Source organism: Pseudonocardia sp., assembly GCF_025465255.1.
Classification (GTDB): Bacteria; Actinomycetota; Actinomycetes; order Mycobacteriales; family Pseudonocardiaceae; genus Pseudonocardia.
On sequence record NZ_JAODNI010000182.1, the window covers coordinates 31803 to 47354 of the forward strand.

General features: G+C 71.8%; 15 protein-coding genes, 1 tRNA gene and 3 pseudogenes. 9 read left to right on the plus strand and 10 right to left on the minus strand.

Annotated features, from left to right (window positions below; translation table 11 throughout):
• Window positions 1–24: 24 nt before the first annotated feature.
• The 3 genes from atzF to JWP64_RS22055 form a co-directional block, all read right to left on the minus strand.
• Window positions 25–1368, minus strand: coding sequence for an allophanate hydrolase (atzF, locus tag JWP64_RS22045; protein WP_297500233.1), 1344 nt, complete (start codon window positions 1366–1368; stop codon window positions 25–27).
• Window positions 1369–1435: 67 nt separating this feature from the next.
• Complete coding sequence (locus JWP64_RS22050; protein WP_297500236.1) at window positions 1436–2134, minus strand: GntR family transcriptional regulator; 699 nt, start codon at window positions 2132–2134, stop codon at window positions 1436–1438.
• A gap of 54 nt (window positions 2135–2188) precedes the next feature.
• Window positions 2189–2917, minus strand: coding sequence for a VIT1/CCC1 transporter family protein (locus JWP64_RS22055; RefSeq protein ID WP_297500239.1), 729 nt, complete (start codon window positions 2915–2917; stop codon window positions 2189–2191).
• 81 nt (window positions 2918–2998) lie between these two features.
• Between JWP64_RS22055 and JWP64_RS22060 the strand changes: the two genes are divergently transcribed.
• The 5 genes and pseudogenes from JWP64_RS22060 to JWP64_RS22080 all read left to right on the plus strand — a co-directional run.
• Window positions 2999–3220, plus strand: coding sequence for a cryptochrome/photolyase family protein (locus JWP64_RS22060; RefSeq protein WP_297500242.1), 222 nt, complete (start codon window positions 2999–3001; stop codon window positions 3218–3220).
• Between the two features lie 111 nt (window positions 3221–3331).
• Window positions 3332–3859 (plus strand): MauE/DoxX family redox-associated membrane protein, encoded by a 528-nt coding sequence (locus JWP64_RS22065; protein ID WP_297500245.1) that lies wholly within the window; start codon window positions 3332–3334, stop codon window positions 3857–3859.
• Window position 3860: 1 nt separating this feature from the next.
• Window positions 3861–4634, plus strand: a complete 774-nt coding sequence (locus JWP64_RS22070) for a thioredoxin domain-containing protein (protein ID WP_297500247.1) — start codon at window positions 3861–3863, stop codon at window positions 4632–4634.
• 73 nt (window positions 4635–4707) lie between these two features.
• A tRNA-Ala gene (locus JWP64_RS22075) sits at window positions 4708–4780 on the plus strand.
• Window positions 4781–5203: 423 nt separating this feature from the next.
• A pseudogene (locus JWP64_RS22080) lies at window positions 5204–5628 on the plus strand (transposase); the annotation flags it as partial.
• A 91-nt stretch (window positions 5629–5719) separates the two neighbouring features.
• Here the strand turns inward: JWP64_RS22080 and JWP64_RS22085 are convergent.
• Window positions 5720–5869: a hypothetical protein gene (locus JWP64_RS22085; protein ID WP_297500250.1), complete on the minus strand. Its 150-nt coding sequence runs from the start codon at window positions 5867–5869 to the stop codon at window positions 5720–5722.
• A gap of 811 nt (window positions 5870–6680) precedes the next feature.
• A complete protein-coding gene (locus tag JWP64_RS22090; protein WP_297500253.1) occupies window positions 6681–7280 on the minus strand; it encodes a DUF1345 domain-containing protein in 600 nt (199 codons plus the stop codon).
• 772 nt (window positions 7281–8052) lie between these two features.
• Here JWP64_RS22090 and JWP64_RS22095 point away from each other — a divergent pair.
• Both JWP64_RS22095 and JWP64_RS22100 read left to right on the plus strand, forming a co-directional pair.
• Window positions 8053–8406, plus strand: coding sequence for a hypothetical protein (locus tag JWP64_RS22095; RefSeq protein WP_297500255.1), 354 nt, complete (start codon window positions 8053–8055; stop codon window positions 8404–8406).
• A 340-nt stretch (window positions 8407–8746) separates the two neighbouring features.
• Window positions 8747–9424, plus strand: coding sequence for an alpha/beta hydrolase (locus JWP64_RS22100; RefSeq protein ID WP_297500257.1), 678 nt, complete (start codon window positions 8747–8749; stop codon window positions 9422–9424).
• A gap of 306 nt (window positions 9425–9730) precedes the next feature.
• Here JWP64_RS22100 and JWP64_RS22105 read toward each other — a convergent pair whose 3' ends face one another.
• The 4 genes and pseudogenes from JWP64_RS22105 to JWP64_RS22115 form a co-directional block, all read right to left on the minus strand.
• Window positions 9731–10069 (minus strand): ice-binding family protein, encoded by a 339-nt coding sequence (locus JWP64_RS22105; RefSeq protein WP_297500261.1) that lies wholly within the window; start codon window positions 10067–10069, stop codon window positions 9731–9733.
• Window positions 10068–10688, minus strand: a pseudogene (locus tag JWP64_RS31660) (ice-binding family protein); the annotation flags it as partial. The gene JWP64_RS22105 and the pseudogene JWP64_RS31660, both read right to left, overlap by 2 nt.
• Before the next feature lie 366 nt (window positions 10689–11054).
• Window positions 11055–12683 (minus strand): NAD(P)/FAD-dependent oxidoreductase, encoded by a 1629-nt coding sequence (locus JWP64_RS22110; RefSeq protein ID WP_297500264.1) that lies wholly within the window; start codon window positions 12681–12683, stop codon window positions 11055–11057.
• Window positions 12684–12694: 11 nt separating this feature from the next.
• A complete protein-coding gene (locus JWP64_RS22115) occupies window positions 12695–12889 on the minus strand; it encodes a hypothetical protein (protein ID WP_297500267.1) in 195 nt (64 codons plus the stop codon).
• A 410-nt stretch (window positions 12890–13299) separates the two neighbouring features.
• Here JWP64_RS22115 and JWP64_RS22120 point away from each other — a divergent pair, with 410 nt between their 5' ends.
• Window positions 13300–14928 (plus strand): helix-turn-helix domain-containing protein, encoded by a 1629-nt coding sequence (locus JWP64_RS22120; RefSeq protein ID WP_297500270.1) that lies wholly within the window; start codon window positions 13300–13302, stop codon window positions 14926–14928.
• Here JWP64_RS22120 and JWP64_RS22125 read toward each other — a convergent pair.
• Entirely contained in the window at window positions 14922–15080 is a 159-nt protein-coding gene (locus JWP64_RS22125; protein ID WP_297500273.1) for a hypothetical protein, read from the minus strand. The two genes, JWP64_RS22120 and JWP64_RS22125, sit on opposite strands and share 7 nt — an antisense overlap.
• Before the next feature lie 349 nt (window positions 15081–15429).
• On the opposite strand from JWP64_RS22125, the pseudogene JWP64_RS22130 reads away from it, so the two are divergent.
• Window positions 15430–15552, plus strand: a pseudogene (locus JWP64_RS22130) (leucyl aminopeptidase); the annotation flags it as partial.

Below are 15552 nucleotides of genomic sequence, written 5' to 3' on the forward strand. Positions count from 1 at the left end.
GAGCCTCCCGGGGGTCGGTGGTGGTCATGGGCGGACGAGTCGTGCGGCGGCGGCGAGCAGGCGGGCCTCGGCGAAGGCGGGGCCGACGAGGGTGACGCCGACCGGGCGGCCGTCCGCGGTCGTGCCCGCGGGGACGGCGACGGCGGCGAGGTCGAGCAGGTTCGTGAACTGCGTGTACCGACCGAGGACGAGGTTGCGGGCCACCGGCTGCGCGACGAGCTCGGCGCGGGTGAACGTCGTCGGCACGGTCGGCAGGAGCAGCACGTCGGCGCGGGCGAAGAGCGCCGCGGCCCAGACCCGCAGCTCCTGCAGGCGGTAGCGGGCGCGGAAGGCGTCGACGGCGCTGAAGTCCGCGCCGCGCTCGATCACGGTGCGGGTCACGGGGAGCACCTCGTCCGGGTGGGCGTCGAGGAAGTCCTCGAGGACGGCGAGCCGCTCGGCCACCCAGGGCCCCTCGTAGAGCAGGTCCCCGGCCTCGCGCAGCGGCCCGGCGCCGACGCGGATCGTCTCCCTCGCGTGGCTCGCGGCCCGCGCCGCGACGCGGGCGAACGCCGCAGCCATCGCCTCGTCCCCCTCGAAGTCCAGGGCTTCCGGGAAGGCGAGGACCGCGGTGGTCGGCGGCGGGGGCGTCGACCGCCTGGACCACGGGTCGTCCAGGTCAGGTCCGGCGAGGACGTCCAGCACCGTCGCGGCGTCATCGAGGTCGCGGGTGAAGACGCTGACGCAGTCCAGCGAGCGGCAGGCGGGGACGACGCCGGACGCGCCGACGAGCCCGCGGGTCGGCTTGAGCCCGACGATCCCGTTCATCGCGGCGGGCACCCGGCCGGACCCGGCGGTGTCCGTGCCCAGGGCGACGGGGACCAGTCCGGCGGCGACGGCGACCGCGCTCCCGGAGCTGGATCCGCCGGAGATCAGGTCTCCGCCGAAGACGCTCTCGCAGGCACCGTAGGGGGAGCGGCCGCCGTTGAGCCCGGTCGCGAACTGGTCCAGATTGGTCTTCCCGACGAGGATCGCGCCCGCGTCCCGCAGCCGGCGACCGGCGCCGGCATCCCGGGCCGGGGTGTACGTGAACGCCGGGCACGCGGCGGTGGTCGGCAGGCCCGCGACGTCGATGTTGTCCTTGACGGCCACCGGGACGCCCCACAGCGGGAGCGCGTCACGCCGGGCCGCGGGCATCGACTCCAGCTCCGCCGCCCGCACGTGGAGTTGCTCCGCGCTCGCGACCGTGATCCAGACGCCGTCGTCGCCGCGCTCGGCGATCCGCTCGAGCAGGGCCTCGACCATGTCGCGTGGCCGGAGCGTCCCCGCGGAGTAGGCCGTCCGGAGCCCGCGGACGCCCGGTGGGGCGACGCCTGTGACTGTCTGCATTCCGTCGATTGTCGACAGTTTGGTGTCAGTGGAGGACGCTTTCGGTTAAAGCCGTGTGACGAACGCCTCAGTGGGGCGTGTCGGCCCCGAGCTCGGGCGCGAGGAAGGTCTGGGCCCCGTGGGTGTGCAGGGCGGACATGACGGCATCCGCGTCCCCGCTCGCGACGGCGTCGTAGAGCCGCCGGTGCCGCTTCGCCCCCTCGACAGCGGAGCGCTGCTCGGCCTCCCGGCGCATGTTGGTGGCCATGTAGAGCTGCAGCTGCAGGATCACGGGCTCGTACATGCGGAGCAGGTGGTGGTGGCCGGCGAGGGCGACGAGCGCCAGGTGGTACTCGCGGTGCGCCTCGGCCCGCTTGACCGGCCTGTTCTCGGCGCTCGCGCGCTCGATCCGCTCGGTGGCGCGCTCCAGCGCGGCGAGCCGCGCCGGATCCGGCGTGCCCCCCGCCAGCGCGGTGCGCACGGCGAACTCCTCGAGCACGTCCCGCAGGCTGAAGAGCTCGCTGATGTCCTTCGCCGACAGCTCGGCCACCCGCACGCCACGCCGGGGGAGGTGCTCGACGAGCCCCTGCTGGCCCAGCAGCCGCAGTGCCTCCCGCAGCGGCGCGCGGCTGATCCCGAAGCGCCTGGTCAGCTGCTCCTCGACGAGGCGCTCCCCGGGGGCCAGCTCGCCGTCGAGGATCTCCGCACGGAGCCTGCGCAGCGCGAGCTCGACGAGACTCTGCGCGCCCAGGCCCTCGACGCCGGCGAGGGGCGCCTCTGCGGTCACGCGCGGCCTCCGGAGGGTCGTGTCGGGTCGGGTCTGCCCTTCCAGAGTGTCAGATCACGCGGCGGAGACCCCGATGAGCATGCCGACAAGATAGGTCGCGGCCGCCGCGATCGCCCCGAACATCAGCTGCCGCAGCCCGCCGCCCCACCACGTGCGGACCGTGAAGCGGGACGAGAGCGCACCCGCCACGAACAGGCCGACCGCGCCGATCCCCAGCGCGAGGACCAGCGACGACGACCCTAGGAGGAACGACAGCAGCGGGATGATGCCGCCGATCGCGAAGCACAGGAACGACGAGATCGCCGCCGTCCAGGGCGAGGGCTGGTCGTCCAGGCTCACTCCCAGCTCCTGGCGCACGTGCACCTGCAGCGCCAGGTCCGGGTTGGCGTGCACCTCCTCGGCGACGGCCTGCGCGGTCGGCTCCGTGAGACCCATCTCCCGGTACATCTCGACCAGCTCGGCCTTCTCCGCGTTCGGGTGGCGCTCGAGCTCGTCGCGTTCCTTCGACGCCTCCTGCTGCACGGCCTCGTTCTGCGTACCGACCGACGCGAACTCGCCCAACGCCATCGAGAACGCGCCCGCGACGAGCCCGGCCATGCCCGTCAGCACGATCAACTGGCGGTCGCCGCCGCCGCCGCCGACGCCCGCGACCAGCGCGATGGTCGTGACGAGGCCGTCCATGGCGCCGAACGTGGCGGCGCGCAGCCAGCCACCGGAGATGTCCTGGTGGTGATGGTCCTGCGCGTGCGCGGCCAGCTCGTCGTCCGGGACCGGAGTGCTCACCAGCCGAGCGTAGCCGCTGCCCCCACCAGGACGATCGGCTCGCGGACGCGTCGCGGCCACGACACTCGGGAGAGGGAACCGTTGTGGGCCTTCGCGGACCAGCTCGGCCCGCACGTCGAATCCACGGACGGGCACCGGGACCGGGGCGTCGTGCTCGTCGAGTCCAACCGTGCGCTGCGGCGCAAGCCGTTCCACCCGCAGAAGCCGTACCTCGTGCTCTCCGGCATGCGGCATCCCGCGGACGAGCTTGGGGATCGGGCCACCCCACCTGCGCGCCGGATGCGCGCGCTGCCGCGTCGATGAACCGGCTGTCCGATCTGGACCCGGTCCTCGAGCAGGAGTCCGCGCGCGAGCGGTTCTGGCCTGCTCCGGGCACTCAGAAACGTCTCAGGTGGCGGGACTACGGTGCGCCGCGTGACGAGGGATCGCGTACTGAACGTGGTCGGCACGCTCGCGCGGCTGGGGCTTGCGGCGGTGTGGCTGGTGTCCGGCCTGCTCAAGGTCGTCGACCCGGACCAGACCTACGTGGCCGTCCGTGCGTACGACGTGCTGCCGAAGCTCGGGGTGTCGGTCGTGGCGGGTGTGCTGCCGTGGTTCGAGCTCGCCCTGGGTCTGCTGCTGCTCCTCGGCGTCGGGACCCGGCTGGTCGCGTGGCTCTCCGTCGGGCTGCTGGTCGCGTTCATCGCGGGTGTGAGCCAGGCGTGGGCGCGCGGGCTGTCGATCGACTGCGGCTGCTTCGGCGGCGGTGGCGCGGTCGCGGCCGGGCAGACCCAGTACGTGCAGGAGCTGCTGCGGGACACCGGGTTCATGGTGCTGGCGGTGTGGCTCGCGGTCCGGCCGCGGACGCTGGGATCCCTCGACGGCCGGTTCGGCGCCGCGCCCGCAGCCGCGGGCGTCGGGGCCCGGCGAGATGCTCGGGGAACTGAAGGAGACAGGGACTGACATGGGTGGTGCGGAGCGCAGGGAACGGGAACGGCGCCAGGCGGCGACCGAGGCCCGGCTGCAGGCGGCACGCAAGGCGACCGGCAGGGCGAGCCGTGGAGGCATCCTCGGCAACACGCCCGCACTGGCGATCGTCGCGATCGTCGTGGTCGCGGCGATCATCGTGGGCGTCGTGATCGCGGTGAACCGCAACTCGGCGGCGAACGCGCCGGTGGCGGCGAACTACCCGGTCAGCCGGGCGGACACCGTGATCGTCGCCGGCCGGCCGTCGGCGCCGAAGACGATCTCGGTCTACGAGGACTACCTCTGCCCCTACTGCGAGCGGCTCGAGCAGCGCTACGGTGACCAGTTGACGACCGCGCTCAACGCCGGCCAGATCAAGGTCGAGTACCACGCGCTCGGCTTCCTCGACGCGAACTCGAGCCCCGCCGGCTACTCCACCCGCGCCGCGAACGCCGCCCTCTGCGCCGCGGACGCGAACATCTGGCCCGCCTACCACGCCGCGCTCTACGCGGCCCAGCCCGCGGAGGGCGGCCCCGGCCTCAGCGACGAGGAGCTGATCCAGAAGGGCACGGACCTCGGCGCGCCGGACACGTTCGGCCAGTGCGTCACGGGCAACGGCAACGCCGCCGCCATCGCCTCGGCCACCGACACCACGGTCGCGGACCCCGCCCTGCAGAGCAACGGCCGGTTCGGGACACCGACCGTGATGGTCGACGGCAGCAAGGTCGACCTGAACGACACGAACTGGCTCACCGAGGCAATCGCAGGCTGACGCCGTGGAGCCGGTTCCCGGGACCCCCCGGGAATCGGCTCCACAGCCGTCGTGTACGGTTCAGTCATCGCAAGGGGCTGTGGCGCAGCTGGTAGCGCACTTGACTGGCAGTCAAGGGGTCAGGGGTTCGAATCCCCTCAGCTCCACCCTGGTCAGAGGCCCAGGGGTCGATCTTCGTAAAGATCCCCCGGGCCGCTGAGCGACTAACTGAGTGTCTATCCCGCATCCTCTGCCGGGAAGATCTCGTCCATTGCGACCGCCCCTCTTCGAGCACGGGCGTAGCTGGTGCCGATACACCGTCTCCGCGACAGCGTCCCGCTGTGCCGACCAGCCTGGAGATGTTCTCCGCAGGTACCCCCGAGTCCGACAGCAGCGACACGAAGCTGTGGCGGAGCTCGCGCGGGTCCACAGGGGCGCGTCTAACCCGGCGTTCATCGCGTCCCGTCGGAATGCGCGGCGGACGTTGTGGGCATCGAGCGTGGTTCCCGTGGCCGAGGTGAACACCAGGTCGGTGCCAGTCGGAATGCGGGCGAGCCTGCGACGGTGCAGTTGTGTCGCGGTCGTAGACCCAGGTCGTCGAAAATGACGGCGGCATTGTGCTCGACCACACCGTCGACGCGGCAACCCCGCCGACGCCCTGCAACTCGCGCCCGCGGTCGGCCGGGTCATCCGCCGCCCCGGCGGCCGCGTACGGTCACCGCCGACCGCGGCTATGGCGAAGCCCCGGTGGACAACGACCTGCACGCCCTCGGCGTGCGCACCCTGGTGATCCCACAAGGGCAGACCCGGCAAGGACCGCCAGGCCCATGAGCAGCGCCGCGCGTTTCGCAGAACCGTCAAGTGGCGCACCGGCAGCGAAGCCCGCATCAGCACCCTCAAACGGCAGTACGGCTGGGACCGCACACGCCTTCCCGAACTCGACGGAGCCTGGATCTGGACCGGGCGCGGGGTCCTGGCTCACGACCTCGTCAAGATTGCAGCCCTCGCCGCATGATCGAACCACCGGCAGAGATCAACCTTCCTCGGCCGGTCACCCCCTACGGGCCGCTTCCGAACAGTCGGCCTTCTTCTTCAGTTCGAATCAACTAAGTAACGGCCGCACTGCCGATGCTGCGGAAGAAGATGACGACGGCCTGAAATGCGTTGCCGACAGCCGCACCTGCCGTCGCCGGATTGGGGATGATCCAGATAAGAAGGATCAGGATGAGGATCAGGCTCCATGCCCAGCGTGGCATGTGATTATGGTGCCTGCTCCGCTCCGCGGGCGCCAGGGCAGCCGACGGTCGAAGTGCGGAGAATTTGCGTCCGGAGGGCGAGCGCCCCAAGACCGTTGAGTCGATTGGAGGGATGCGCGGCCTGCACGCGGTCCAATGCCGTTGCTCACGCTTGGACGAGTGCGGCCAGAGGAATTCACGGCGACCTCGACGACCTCGGGGCCGGGGACGCGGGGGGTGTCCCGAATGCGGGCGGGTTGGGAACGATACGGCCTCGCGGACACGCTTGCCGGTACCTAGCGTTCGGGCATGCCGATGAACGCATTCCATCGCCGGCTGTGACGCTCCGTGGGCTGGGCTGGGCTGGGCGGAGCGGAGGCATGGCAGGTCATGCCGGGGGCGCTCGACGGGGTGAAGCCCGGCGGCGCGGTCCTGGAGATCGGGCCGGGCTACGGGTGACCACCCGGTGGCTGGCCGAGCGGGCGGGCAGTCGCACCGCCGGTGGCGCCGGTCGACGTCACCCTCGACCAGGGCGACCGTGGCCCCATGGGCGACCGTGGCCCCATGGTCGGGCGAGCGCGATGGAGCCCGAGTCGTAGAGCACCGGGACGTGCTGCGCCTCGGCGAGCGCGGCGGCCCCGCGTGTCAGCGTGCGGTGCGGCAGCCACACCGCCTCGGAGGTCGGCCCAGTTGAACATCAGCGGAATCTCGGTGCCCTTGGTGCAGGCGGCGGCGCCACCCGCGTCGATCTCGACCATCCGACAGAGGCTGATCTCCAGGTCGTCGACCATGCGGCGCACGCCGTGCAGGCGGTCAAGGGGCCAGCGCGCCACTACTGGCCGAGGTTGGCCACGAGGTTGATGACCACCGCGACGATGCCCGTGCCGAAGGCGTAGGAGAGCAGGGCGTGTCCGAGGGCGGTCTTCCGAACGTTGGTGGTGGTGGGTTCGGTGTCCGACACGGCGAAGCTCATCCCGACCGTGAACGCGGTGTAGGCGAAGTCGCTGTAGGCCGGTGGCTGGTCCTGTCTGAAGTTGAGGCCGCCGTCGGCGGCGGTCTCGTCCTTGTAGTAGAGGCGCGCGTATTTCAGTGCGAAGACCGTGTTCACCAGAGCCCAGGACAGGACCACGGCGAGCACGCTGAGGATGACCTGGGCGATCGCGACCGGGTCTTGGTTGCTGCTGGCGCGGACCAGGGCCAGGGCGATGGCGGCGAGGCTTGCGATCGCGGCGAGCAGGACCGCGGCGTCGGTGGACCGGGACCGGCTCTCCGCCTCGGCGAGCCGTTTGGTGCCTTCGTGATCTTGTGGCCAGCGGATCATCCACGCCCAGGTCAGGGCGGCTGCCGCGGTCACGGTCCACCCGGCCAGCGGAGCTAGTTCGGGCGCACCGAGGACGGCGGCGACGACGGCGACGACGGCGCCGGCGGCCAATACGAGCAGTAGCCGGCGGGTGGAGAGGATCCGCTCCGGAGGAAGGCTCCGCTCTCGAGGGAGAATTCCCTCTCGGGGATGGCGTTCCGACTGACCCATTGACGCGGGATGCCCCCGATGCAGCAAGACAAACCGCCCAGAGAGCGCACCCAGCGGCCGATGTGCTGCGATGTGCTCGCCTCGCGCCGGAGGGCGCCCCCGCTGATGAGTACCTCGAAGGGCGACCTGGCGCTGCGCGTAGCCGGCGCGCCTGTTTGGACGGTATGGAGGTCCGGGTTGGGGCCTCGCCACATGTGAACGTGGGTTGCCGGGCAGGAGTGGGTCCTGGCCGGTAGAGCCACTAGATGTGGGAGGCCCCAGTGGACCGGAGGTGTACGAGTGGCAGGCTGGATGTGCACGCACGATCGGTGGTGGCCTCCGGGGTCGACGCCCGGACGGCCGAGGTGTTCGAGCGGTGTTTGACACCGGATCATGCGGAGCTGCTCGGGTGGCTGCGGTCGTTGCCGGGGCCGGTGGCGGTCACCTACGAGGCCGGCCCGACCGGGTTCGGGCTGGCCCGGTTCCTGGCCGGGGAAGGCGAGCCGAACAGTCCGTCCTGCGGTAACCAACCCGCGAATATCAGACTGACAACGCGTCGAGAGCCGACACGCTCGCCACCACCGAGCTGCACCCTGCCCCTTGACAGAACGGACTACATATCAGGGCGTGTCTCCCAGATCTAAGACCTGATTCGGGTGACGCTGTTCCTGACCCTTCCAGGAGGCGCACGACAATGTCCGCCACACTTCCGACACCGCCCGGTGTGCAGGCTCTGATCCGCGCCCATCGCGACGCCCAGGCCGATCAGCGCGCCGCGATCGCCGCCGACCACGACCGTGACCTGACCGCGGCCCGAGTGCGGCTCGCGGCGGTCGAGGCCCGGATCCGCAGTCTCGGCCTCCCTGCGCTCGCCGACCTGCTCGAGACCGAGACCAACGCGGGAGCGGTCCTGATCGTCGCGCTCACCTGTCCGGACCAGGAATCCGCCACGACGGCGGGTACGACCGAGCAGGACGAGCTCGGCCGCGCCCTGGCCAGGTTCGCGCAGCAGCGAGCCGACGTCGACACCATCAGCTTCCAGCGGTAGGTCGCCGGATGAGCACCGGCATGCGTGGGCGGACCGGGACTAACGTGCCGGCGCGAGCGCTGCCGAGGAACCCGCATGAGAGCAGGCCTGGAGCCGGCGCGGTGCGGCTGCCTGCTCGACGTGGTCGCGGTCGAGGCCCCCCGGTGTGCGGCCGTCGAAACCCTAGCGGCAGCCCCCTGGACACGCTGCATGCGGACAGGGCTTCTGACGGGACGGCATGATCGCGACCTGACGCGGCAGGGAGTCGTTCGGCACGGCGCCTGGAGCACCGGGGCAGACTGGCCGGGTGCGGAGGGACCTGCGTGTGCCGAGGCTCAGCCGCCGCTGCGGGGCGCGATCGGTGCGTGGGGTCGTGCTGCTCCTGCCCGGCGGAGAGCCCGAGAGCAGGCGGCCGCACCTGTGGTTGGCCGAGGCGTTCCTGTGGCCCCTGGCCGGGCGGATCGCCGGGCGGGGGCGGCGGCAAGGCCTCGCCGTGCACCTGCTGCGCTACCGCTACCGGGGGTGGAACGGCGAGCGCGCCGACCCGGTGGCCGACGCGTGGTGGGCGCTGGCCGAGGTGCAGGGGCGGTACGGGCCCGTTCCCGTGGGGCTGGTCGGCCATTCGCTCGGCGGCCGGGTGGCGGTCCATGTCGCCGGAGATGCGCGGGTGGCCGGTGTCGTACTCCTTGCTCCCTGGCTGGAGGAGTCGGATCCCGCGGGGCAACTGAAGGGCCGGGCGGTACTCATGATCCACGCCGCTCGCGACCGGCACACCGATCCGGTGATGTCCTACCGGTTCGCGGTGGGCGCGCGCCGGATGGGTGCCCGAATCGGCCGTGTCGAGCTGCCCGGTGCCGGCCATGTATTGCTGCGGCAGTGGTGGGCGTGGACGGCGCTGACCACGGACTTCGTCGACGCGGCCCTGATCGGTGGCCGGTTCGACTCGATGACGCGCGGCGCTATGGAGGCCGCTGGCAGTGGGGGCTTGCGCGTGCACCTGCCGCGCCGCCGCGAGCGGATTCTCCGGCGCGACCGCTGAGAAGCCCGGGGTGCCGGGCTGTGCATGCCTTCTTCTCGCCGATCGGACCGGGTGTCCTACCTGGCAGGCGCTTGGTGCACCCGGCCAATCCTGCCCAGTTGCGGGCCAGGTCATCGTCACGGCGGTCGCCGTCGGACCGGCCCCCTGATGCGGCCGGCGCCGAGCGGCGGCCCGCCGCTCCGGGCCGTCCCCGGGATTCCCCGACGGCGGACCGTGTGCGCAGGTGGGCGGCCGGGGTTTGCTGCTACATCTGGTTCCTGTTCGCTTCTCTGGCCGGGGACGACTGAACCCGGCCCGGGCCCGGACCTACGACATCGGTCTGGGGCCAGCTAGCCGGCCACGCCGGAGTTCATCGATCAGCCCGCGCCACCGGCGCCACCGTTGCCCCCGGTTCCGGCGGCGCCGCCCGCGCCCGCGCCACCGGTGCCGCCGGCTCCCGCCGAGCCGCTCGCGGCGCAGGTCGGCCCGGGTGATCGTGCTGGCGTCCAGGGCGACCGCGCCGTTGCGGGCCAGCACCCACCCGGTCACGGTCGTGCCGGTGTGCACCGTGATCGCGGTCAGGGCCATCGCGGTGCCCACGAACGTGGTGCCTTCGCCCAGGGTCACCGAGCCACCGACCTGCAGAAGACGTGCACGCCTGAGCACCGCGAACGAGGCTCACGATGCCTTTCGACGCCGTCGTCAGCGTGGTCGCCCGGAGGATGAACACGGCGTTCGGGTCGTCCTGGCCGTCGAGGGTGAGCGTCCCGGTCAGGGTGAGCGAGGTCGCCGATCGGTGCACCCCCGGAGGCAGTGTCTGCCCGCCGAGGTCGGCGATCACCGTGGAGGCCGCCGTGCGCGCCGCCGCATCGTTGTAGGCGGCGGTCAGATCCGCCTGTGCCTGGACGGCGGCGGCGTCGGCGATGTGGATCGAGCCGTTCTTGACCTGGCCCGGCGGGAAGCCGGTCACTGTCGTGCCGGGCTGGTACCGATGTCGCCCGACACGGTCGAGACACCGGTGCTGTTGACCGCAGTCCCGGCCAGGATCGCGAAGGACGCGGACGTCCCCAGGCCCAGGGAGGGAGCGGCCGCATATGCGCTCGGTGCCCGAGGAGGGCGTTGCCCGACACCATGGCGGCCGCGATGAGGACGGCCAGGATCGCAACGCCTGCGCGGCGCAGCATCGGATGGTCCGAGCAGAGCGAGATCGGCAACGTCTCCTCCGGCACGGGGTGCGCGGCGGGCGGGGCCCGGAGGCCCCGTTGGTGCCGCAACGAGACCGCACCCAGCGGTGACGTGGATCTCTGCCGTGCGCCGGTCAGTCCGACCTGCAGAGGTACAGGCGGTGACCCGCGCCGCCGTGTCGGTACCGGCACCGGCCCGATTCGCGGGTCCCGTCTCCCGGGAGGGTGACGTAGCGTGCCCGGTCGCCCCGCACCCGGCGTCGCGCCCCCGGACGTGTGGTCTTTCCGGCCGGTCACGACGGGCGCCGCCGCAGGACGGGCCCGACATCACACGGGCCGGCCGGTGGGCTCCCGACGGCGGCATGGTCACGCGGTCGCTTCACTGCAGCGGCCCGCACATGCCCGAGACCGGGGAGCCGGCGCCCACCCGCGTGGAGCGGGCGCCGGCCCCGGAAGCCGCATCGGCCTCAGCCCAGCACGAACCCCTCGTAGCCGCGCTCGGCCGCCTCCGCGCACTTCTGCAGGTAGGTCGGCAACCCGCCGGGGTAGGCCAGCAGCTCCCGCTTCTTACCCGGCACGTTGTCGCCCATGTACCAGGACTTCGCGAACGGGAACAGCGTGTCCGCGGTCAGCTCGGCGACGTGCTCACCCCATGCCTCCTCCGCTTCCGGAGTCGCCTCGATCCGGGTCAGCCCGTTCTTCCGCATGTGCTCCAGGCACTGGACGACCCAGTCGCCCTGCAGCTCCGCGCAGGTGGGACCGTTGCAGAAGGCCGAGGGGCTCTGCGGCCCGTACACATAGAGCAGGTTCGGGAAGCCCGCCGTCGCCGTCCCGAGATGGGTGCGTGTCCCGGCCGCGAAGACGTCGGCGAACGAATCGCCCTTCGTGCTGCAGATGTCGATGGCCGTGATCCCGCCCGTGACCGCGTCGAAGCCGGTGGCCAGGACGAGAACGTCGAGTGCATGCTCGCGGCCGTCCGCGGTCACCACCCCGGTCGCCGTCACTCGCTCGATCGGCGTGTCCTGGAGGTCGACCAGGTCGACGTTGTCCTGGTTGTAGACCTCGTAGTAGCGCTGCTCGAGAGAGGGACGCTTGACCCCGAAGGGGTGCTGCGCCACCGTCGGAGCCAGCTTCTCGGCCGTGGCCGGGTCGGTGATGCGGGCCCGCACCTTGTCCCGCCAGAACGCGTAGGCGGTGGCATTGGCCTCGGCGTTGAAGAAGATGTCGTTGAACGTGCCGAGCCAGGACACGAAGCCGCCGGTCTCCCACAGCTTCTCGTAGACCGCGGTGCGCTCCTCGTCCGAGACCTCCAGCGCGCCCTTGTCCTGGAAGTCGTAGTCGAACCCGGCGAAGGTCGTCGCGCGCATCGCGAACCGCTCCGGATAGGACTCCTTCATAGCCCGGTTGGCCGCCTCGTCGAGCTGCTGCTGGCGCATCGGCAGGGCCAGGTTCGGGGTGCGCTGGAACACCGTCAGGTGGGCGGCGTCCGGCGCGGACTCCTGGATCACCTGCACCCCGCTCGCGCCGGTGCCGATCACCCCGACGCGCTTTCCGGTGACGTCGAGGCCGCCCTGCGGCCACCGGGCGGTGTGGTGGCACTCGCCGGCGAAGGTGTCGAGGCCGCGGATCTCGGGCACGTAGGGCTTCGACCCGAACCCGGTGCAGAGCACGAGGTAGCGGGCCCGCACCGACGAGGTCTCGCCGGTGCGCTCGTCGCGGGCACGCACCTCCCACTGCCGGCGTTCCTCGTCGAACTCGGCACCGATGACGCGGGTGCTGAACCGGATGTCCTTGCTGAGCTCGAGCTTCCGGTCGACGTGCCGGAAGTACCGGCGAACCTCGTCCCAGCCGGGGTAGAGCTCGGTGAAGTCGAAGTCGCGCCAGAGGTCCTCGCGGGAGAACTGGTAGAGCGGGGCCCAGGTGTCGACGCGGGCGCCCGGGTAGCAGTTCCAGTACCAGACCCCGCCGAGGTCCGAGCCGGCCTCGAAGACGGTGACGGAGTAGCCGAGGTTGCGCAGCCGGTCGAGCTGATAGAGGCCGGCGAACCCGGCCCCGACGACGAGGACGTCGAGCTCGTCGCTGGTGGGTGTGCTCATGGGTATCCCTTTCAGGCGTCGATGTGAGCGGGCGAGAACTCGATGGCCACGAGCTTCTCGTCGCTGTCGAGGTGCTGGATCCCCGTCTCGTCGCGCCCGGGGAACAGGAGGGCGTCGTGGTCCTTCGCGATGTTCTTCAGGCGGTGCACGTCCCACAGGTCCAGGGCCATGTAACTCGGATTCGCCCCACGCAGTGTGATGCTCATGACACGGACGGTCGCACCGCGACGGGCCTCATCCGCGTCCCGATTGTGGACACGGGCCCGTGGCCCGCTGTTCGGGTCCTGGTCACCGTCGACCCGGGCCCGGGGAACGCGCGGTGCCACGCTCCCGCGCACCCTCGCTCGCCGCAGCCGCCTCGTGCAGGTCACGCTGGTGAGCGGGGGAGCCGTCCTCGTCGCGCGGCGTGCGTGTGTTCCAGATGTGAACACGGGACCACCTCGGGCCGGGAGCATGCTGGACGGAGCCGAAGAACGACGGGGTTCGCATGGCAGAGATGCTCGAGCGACAGCTCGCTCATGAACGGGAGCGCTTTCTCAGTTCCGGCGGGGGGCCCGCGCGGGTCCGTGCCGAGGTCGTCTCGTCGTGGCGTCGGTGCCTCAGCTGGTCGGTGCCCGTGGACGGCCTGATTCCTCCGTACCGCCCCGAGGTCGACCGCGAGTCGCCGCTGCTGCGCGCGGCGAGGCCCGTCCTCGACTCCGTTGTCGAGCGCCTCGGCGACCTGCAGATCAGCTTCCTGCTCAGCGACGCCGAGGGCCGCATCCTCGACCGCCTGGCCAAGGAGACGGCGCTGGTGCGCCTGCTCGACGCCCGCAACGTCGGGCCCGGGTTCGTGTTCGGCGAGGACGTGACCGGCACGAACGGGGTCGGCACCGCCATCGAGCTGGGCCGCACCACGCGGATCGACGGCTACGAGCACTACTCGTCCGACCTGGTCGCGTTCACCTGCGTGGGAGTGCCGATCATCGATCCGCTGCGTCAGCGCTGCGTCGGCGTGCTCGACGTCACCTGCGCGGCGGATCGGGACAACCGGTTGGTCACCCTCGTCGCCGAGCAGACGGCACGCGCCATCGAGAGCAGGCTGCTCGAGCAGCAGTCCCGCCGGGAACGCGCGCTCCTGGCGCAGTTCCTCCAGGCGAGCAGACCGGGCCACGGAGGCGTCGTGGTGATCAACGAGCGAGTCGTCCTCGCCAACCCGCGCGCCGCCCGCCTCCTCGAAGGCGTGGACCAGGCGGTCCTCTGGGACGACGCGGCCCGGGTGGGCGACGGACCCGTGTGGGGCGAGCTCGCACTCGCCGACGGCAGGGTGGCGTGCACGCGCACCACCCCCCTGCACGACGGCGGTGAGCTGGTCGGCGCGATGATCGAGCTCCGGCCCTCGGCCTACGACCGCGACCCGCTGCCGGGTAGGCCCTCCGCCGACGACGACACCCTGCACCGGCTGCGGCGCACCCTCCTCGGTCGCGATCCGGTGTTCGTCGAGGCGCTGCGGAGAGCGGGCGCCGTCGCGCCGGGCAGCGTCCTCGTGCTCTGCGGTGAGCCCGGCACGGGCAAGCGGACCCTTGCCGTGGCGGCCGGCTGCGCCCGGCACGGTGCGGAGCCGCACGAGGCCGACGCGGCCGCGGCGGTACAGGACGGGGAGGCGTCGTGGCTGGCGGGACTGAGCTCCGTGCTCGGCGGTCGGCCCGGGGCGATCGTCGTCAGGCACGTCGAGTTGCTGTCGGCGTCCGCGATGCGCACCCTCGCCGCCCTGCTGGCCACTGCCGGCGGCCGGGGATGGTGGTGCGCGGTTACGGCGACCGGGCCGGACGCACCGCTGCTCCCCGGCGTCGAGCAGGAGACGGCGTGGATGCCCCCGCTGCGGGATCGGCGCGGGGACCTTGCCGCCCTCGTCGCCGCGATCGCCGCACCGGCCACCGTGGCGCCCGAGGTCGTGCAACTGCTGGCCCGGCTGTCCTGGCCGGGCAACGTCCGCGACCTCCGGGCAGCGGTGTCCCGGATCGTGGCCGCCGCCCCCGACGGCCCGCGCATCGGCCTTGCGTCCGTACCCAACGACCTGCGCCGCGCCGCGACCCGAGCCACCCTGACCCGGTTCGAGCGCGCCGAGGTGCACGCGATCCTGGAGGCCCTGGCGGAGACCCGGGGCAACAAGAAAGAGGCCGCGATACTGCTCGGCATCTCCAGAACGACGCTCTACCGCAAGCTGCAGAGCGCGGGCGTCGACCTGGAGAACACGGTCTACTGACCCCTGTGGGACTTCCGGTGCTGGAACAGGGAGAGCTCCTGCTCGGCGCAGTCTGCCGTCCACACGGCAAGGACCCGCCGGTCGTCCTCGTCGAGGGTGAGCGCGCCGATCATCGAAGACGTGGTGGCGGCGTTGCGCACCAGCGGCGACACGAACCGCGCACTCGCTGCCCTACGGCGTCGCGACGACGATCTGCACCGGCTGAGCCTGAAGCGCCTGCACGGCTCTGCCAGGCTGCACTCCTACCTGCAGACCCACAGCCCGGGCGCGTTCGCCCCCCCCGCGGCCTGTGGAGGAGTGACATCGCGCTGCCGGACCCCGCCCGCACGCCGCCGCCGTTGAGCTGAGTTCGCGACGGGAGTGTGAGCACCGTGTGCAGCGGTCTCCCGGTGGCTCCGTGGGCCTTGGTTCGCACATTCGTCACACGCCACCGCTTGACGTCCGGAGCGCACTGCGCGATCGTCAGTGTTCGGACTATCTGGAGTCGAGGCCGGAGGAGCCATGGACCAGAACCTGTTCAACGACATCTGCCTGCAGCAGCTGACCCTCTCCGGGGTGCACGAGGGCGAGACGGTGGCGGTGCTGACCCGTGGCGCGGAGCGCGGCGAGTACGCCGATGCGTTC

Coding starts and splice junctions, on each gene's coding strand:
- atzF (WP_297500233.1), bottom strand. CDS start 1,368: ATGCAGACAGTCACAGGCGTCGCCCCACCGGGCGTCCGCGGGCTCCGG.
- JWP64_RS22070 (WP_297500247.1), top strand. CDS start 3,861: ATGGGTGGTGCGGAGCGCAGGGAACGGGAACGGCGCCAGGCGGCGACC.
- JWP64_RS22085 (WP_297500250.1), bottom strand. CDS start 5,869: ATGCCACGCTGGGCATGGAGCCTGATCCTCATCCTGATCCTTCTTATC.
- JWP64_RS22095 (WP_297500255.1), top strand. CDS start 8,053: ATGTCCGCCACACTTCCGACACCGCCCGGTGTGCAGGCTCTGATCCGC.
- JWP64_RS22110 (WP_297500264.1), bottom strand. CDS start 12,683: ATGAGCACACCCACCAGCGACGAGCTCGACGTCCTCGTCGTCGGGGCC.
- JWP64_RS22115 (WP_297500267.1), bottom strand. CDS start 12,889: ATGAGCATCACACTGCGTGGGGCGAATCCGAGTTACATGGCCCTGGAC.